The 4945-nt window shown below is 40.4% G+C and carries 2 protein-coding genes; both read left to right on the top strand.

From position 1 onward, the window contains the following. Positions 1–115: 115 nt before the first annotated feature. On the top strand, positions 116–790 hold the full coding sequence (locus H6F47_RS26810; protein ID WP_190651787.1) for a hypothetical protein: 675 nt from the start codon (positions 116–118) through the stop codon (positions 788–790). Positions 791–879: 89 nt separating this feature from the next. Then, the gene (locus H6F47_RS26805; RefSeq protein WP_190651785.1) at positions 880–4533 is read left to right on the top strand and encodes a tetratricopeptide repeat protein; all 3654 of its coding nucleotides are present in this window, start codon (positions 880–882) and stop codon (positions 4531–4533) included. Positions 4534–4945 lie beyond the last annotated feature (412 nt).

The following is a 4945-nucleotide window of genomic DNA, read 5'->3' as shown; positions in this document are numbered from 1 at the left end:
TATCGCGTCTGGCTAAGGCGTGCAAGTCTACTGAGGGATAACTGCTCCCATGCTCCCGTTGAAGTAGAAAGTAAAGTCTAGCTTTGTCTAGGTTTTATATAGCAGGTAACAATCAATGGTGCAGCAGATGCTCAAGCGGGTAATTCAGTGGCTCAAAAAATTGTTTCAGGGTTTATTTGCTAGGAAACATAGTCCTAAACCAGTACAGCAGAATATTGAGAAAACAACCGCACCACCTCTGAGTGATACGGATCTAGAATTTCTGTTTACAGAACTGTTAGCAGGAGTTCATCAAGCTAGAGGCCAGGCTTGGGCGCAAAACTGGTTACATAAAATTGAACATCGTGTCAGCACTCAACAATGGCTAGATTGGCTAAATCACTTTGGAGAGAGATTATTAGCATCTACTAAACCTCATAATGAATTAGCGGCACGGTTAGTACAGTTGGGTGAGTTGGAGGTTGGTGAAGTTGGCGACCTGGCATACAATATTGGTATGCAATTGCTGACACGCACCCAAGCAGAACCTATTTGGGAATATGATGGACCCGATGCTGTCAGTCCAACTGTCTCTGAGGAGAATTTTCCAGAGGAAGAATACCAAACTGTGACTTGGGATGAATTATTGGTGATTTTGCAGGAAAATGACATCTTACGTCAGCAAATTGTACAAGATTTCGCTATTGAAAGTGATGACCCACAACAAATTATTCAGGTACTCATAAATAAATCTCAGACAATGGGTGAATCTGCTGGATCGGAAAAGTCAGATCAACCCATTCCTGAATGAATTGATGACAATATGATGACAATATTAGGTAATTAAATGATTTTTTTGACACAAGGATAGCTACAATCTAGGAGAAAGAAAATCCAAGAATGTGGCAAATGCTCAGGTGGCTATTGCAGTGGCTTAACAACTTATTCAAGTACCCCTTTGGCAGTCGTCGAACTCATGAGTTCAACGGCGATGAGGTGTCTATGGTAGAAAAGTCTCTACCAGAATTAACCAACGTGGATCTGGAAGTATTGTTTAATGAGTTGCTTGAAGGTGTACATCAAGCGCGGGGACAACAATGGGCGCTGAAGTATTTGCAGCGAATGGAACCCCGGATCACTGTTGAGCGTTGGATCGATTGGTTGCTGATATTTGCTGAAAAGTTGCTTTCTTCACCAGCGCCCAATAGTAAGATCGCAACGCGAATGGTACAACTGGGTGAACTCAACATCGGCAAAGTTGGAGAACTGGCATCGGAAATTGGCATCCAGTTGTTAAGCCGTGAGTTCTTAGCCCAAAACTTACCGCAAAATCTACAAAAAACTCCACAACCCGCAGCGGTGGCAACCACACCACCAGTAGAACCATCGTTAAAAACTCCAGGACAACGATTGCTGCGGGATTTGGGTGAGCAATTATGGCAGTATGAACAGAAGGAAACTGTAGATATTGCACCAGATATTGCACCAGATATTGCACCAGATATTGCACCAGATATTGCACCAGTATCCATGAGATTGGAGGAGTCTTGGCCAAGTAATCTACAGCATTTGAGTGTCCAAAATGCAGTAGCAGAAATATCTGATGTGATTTATGAGTATGTAGGGGAAGAACACCCAGGGACGGTGAAAGCAGAAGTAGAGGAAGTTGTAGCCTCTCCCTTGGCAGAAAATTGGGATCAGTCGTTGACTAATTTGCAGCCACAAGTAGCCCAAACTCTGGATGAGTTGGTGATAAGGTTGGAACAAAGTACCAGTTTAGTTCAACAACTAGCTTCGGAATTAGCATTGCGTGATGCCTACGGTGGGCAAAGCCATCTTCCGGCAATAACTCAACGTCTGAGTTATCAACTGACTGTCACTAACCAGGCGGAAATCTTATTTTACCAAGGTTTACAACAAGCTAAGTCTGGTGATTTGTTGGGGTCTTTGGCTTTTTATAGTCAAGCTATTAAATTGCAACCAGAATCTTACGAGTATTGGTTTAATCAAGGGTTGACTTTGTTTCATTTACAAAGGTTTGAAGAAGCGATCGCTGCTTATGACCAAGCAATTAGTCTCAAATCTGATTTCTCTAAAGCTTGGTACAACCGGGGTAGTGCTTTAGGAGAGTTGGGTGATTTTGATGGGGCGATCGCTTCTTTTGATCAAGCTATAGAGTTTAAGTCTGAATACCAAGAAGCTTGGGCTAGTCGGGGTTTAGCCTTGCTCAAATTAGGTCTGATTTGGGAAGCTATTTCTAGTTATGATCAGGCTTTGAAATTACAACCCCAAGATCAGGAAACTTGGTATTACCGAGGAGTTGCTTTGGGGGTAGGTGAGCAGTTTGAAGAGGCGATCGCTTCTTATGACCAAGCTTTAAAAATTCAACCAGACTATCATGAAGTGTGGATTGACCGGGGTGTGGTGCTATTTAACCTCAAACGCTGGTCAGAAGCAATTGAATCCTGGGACGAAGCATTAGCTATTCAATCTGATTTTTACTTAGCTTGGTATAACCGGGGCATCGCCTTAGAAAACTTAGGCAGACGCGAAAAATCTATTAAATCCTATCAACAAGCCATCACCATTAAACCTGATTTTCACCTCGCTTGGTATAATCAAGCTGTAGCTTTGTTTTACTTGGGAAGACTTACAGAAGCTATTTCTTGCTATGACAGCGCCTTAGAAATTAAACTCGACTATTGGGAAGCTTGGCTTGGTCGCGCCTTAGCCGTGGGGAATGTGGTTAATAACAAAGCATCTCTGAGTTTACCCAGTAGCATAGCGAAATCTCATCCTACCCTCAATCAGGGAGGTTATGAGGGCAAAATAGCCACTTATGAAGAAGGTTTAAAACATCTCCGCCCTGATACCCACCCAGAAGGTTGGGGAAGATTGCATTTAGCACTGGGTAACACCCACTACGAACACGGCAAAAAGCAACCTTCACCCCGCTATTATTGGCAACAAGCGTTAACTGAGTATCAACAAGCACTATTAACACTCACTTATGAAGATTTTGCAGAATTGCATCTAGAAGTATTGCAAGCTGTAACCAAAGTGTTTGTTGCTTTAGGGGAAATAGAAACAGCAAAGGAATTACAAAAACAAGGTCTAGATTTATTACAACAATTACTAAATCAAAGCACCTGCTCGGAACAAAACAAAAAACAACTCGCTTTGAAATTTGCAGGTTTCATACAATTAGGAGTTGATTTAGCGGTAAATGCAGGTGATTTAGTAGAAGCTTGGGAAATTGCTGAACATGGCAAAAATACCTGTTTAAAACTACAGCTTTCTGGTGGGAGTAATGAAATTTATTCCCTCAACTATCAAGGGATTCAACAACTACTCAATCCGCAAACTGCGGTTATTTACTGGCATCTTAGCCCGGTTGCTTTACACACCTTTATTATTAAATATGATGCCCCATCACCGCTACTTTTATTAACACCTATCCAAGAGGTAGAAGTCATACCAGAAGCAGTAAAAAGGTTACTAGAATTTGAAAGCTGGCTAGACTTTTGGCAAAAAGAATATCAAGAATATTGCCAAAATCAAAACTTAGAAAATCCCCTGGAAAATTCCTGGTGCGTGGATATGGAAGGCAGATTATTAAATCTGCGGAATATCCTCAATATTCCCACCATTATTCAGGAACTGGAAGGAATTACCAATCTAATTTTAATTCCCCATCGGGATTTACACAAATTGCCTCTTCATGTCCTTTTCTCTCTTGCACAACCAGATGTAAATTACACTATCCATTATCTCCCTAGTATTCAAACGGGTTTGGATTTAAACACCAATGGGTTATCAAATTGGCAACAGCAAAAATTCCTAAGTGTGGAAAATATCAAACCAGCAGTTAATGAGGAAATACAGCAAGAAATACAATTTGTTGACTTTGCAGCAGCAGTGGTGAGACAGATGTTTGATAATTCCCAACACATCCAGGGTTCACAAGCGACAAAAGATAATTTAGAAAATGCCCTAGCCGCAGATTATAACATCTTGCATTTTACTGGTCATGCGGTTAACAATTTAAGTGAAGTTGCAAAATCAGCTTTAGTTTTAGCAGATGAAGATAAACTGACTTTATCAGAAATTAGTCAACAGACTTTTAGTAATTACAATCTGTTTACTCTCACTAATGCTGAAAATGTTAGTCATAATATTCAAAATATCAGCAGTGAATATGTGGGTTTAACAACTGGGTTGTTAAATAGTGGTGTTCCTTATGTATTGAGTACACTTTGGAATGTGGAATCATCTGCTAATGCTTTAGTCATTATAGAGTTTTACAACAGATTACTTTTTCATCACTCTCCAGTTACTGCTTTAGCGGAAGCTACAACTTGGCTAAAAGAAATAACTGTTGCAGAACTGATCACAGGGTATGAAAATTTACTCAATAATCTGCAACCAGAAGAGTTGAAATTGAGGGATTTTGTCACGATGCAAATTGATAAACATCGCCAATTATCACCTCAACAACAGCCTTATAATCATCCTTACTATTGGGCGGGATTTATCATTGCTGGATGTAATTGAATGGATCTTAAAATTACACATTACCTTAAAAACTGTGCATTTTGGGTCTGATAAATTAGAAAATCTGGGGATAACAGATAGCTAAAACTATTCCCTATTCCCTATTCCCTATTCCCTATTCCCTGCCTCAACGAAGGGACTTTTTCAGCAAACCCTATCTAGGGTTTGCTGAATAAACCTAAAACCTTGATATATCAAAGGTTAGAGGCTGATAAACACAGAAATTAGTGCAAGGGTTTTGAACCCACATTCCGCACCCCCCAGTGTCACAATCGGTAATTTCGGATTTTTGAAGACCTTTGAGGATAATTTTAATACAAAATGGTCTAAAGTTTAGGTAGCGATCGCCAATCTCAAATCCCCAAATGACCATTTTTCGTTGTGTGACAGTTTAGGGTGCGGAAGGTGGGTT

This window comes from Sphaerospermopsis sp. FACHB-1094 (assembly GCF_014696195.1).
Classification (GTDB): Bacteria; Cyanobacteriota; Cyanobacteriia; order Cyanobacteriales; family Nostocaceae; genus Sphaerospermopsis; species Sphaerospermopsis kisseleviana.
The sequence above is the reverse complement of the archived record's forward strand: the minus strand, read 5'-3'. Positions and strand labels throughout refer to the sequence as shown.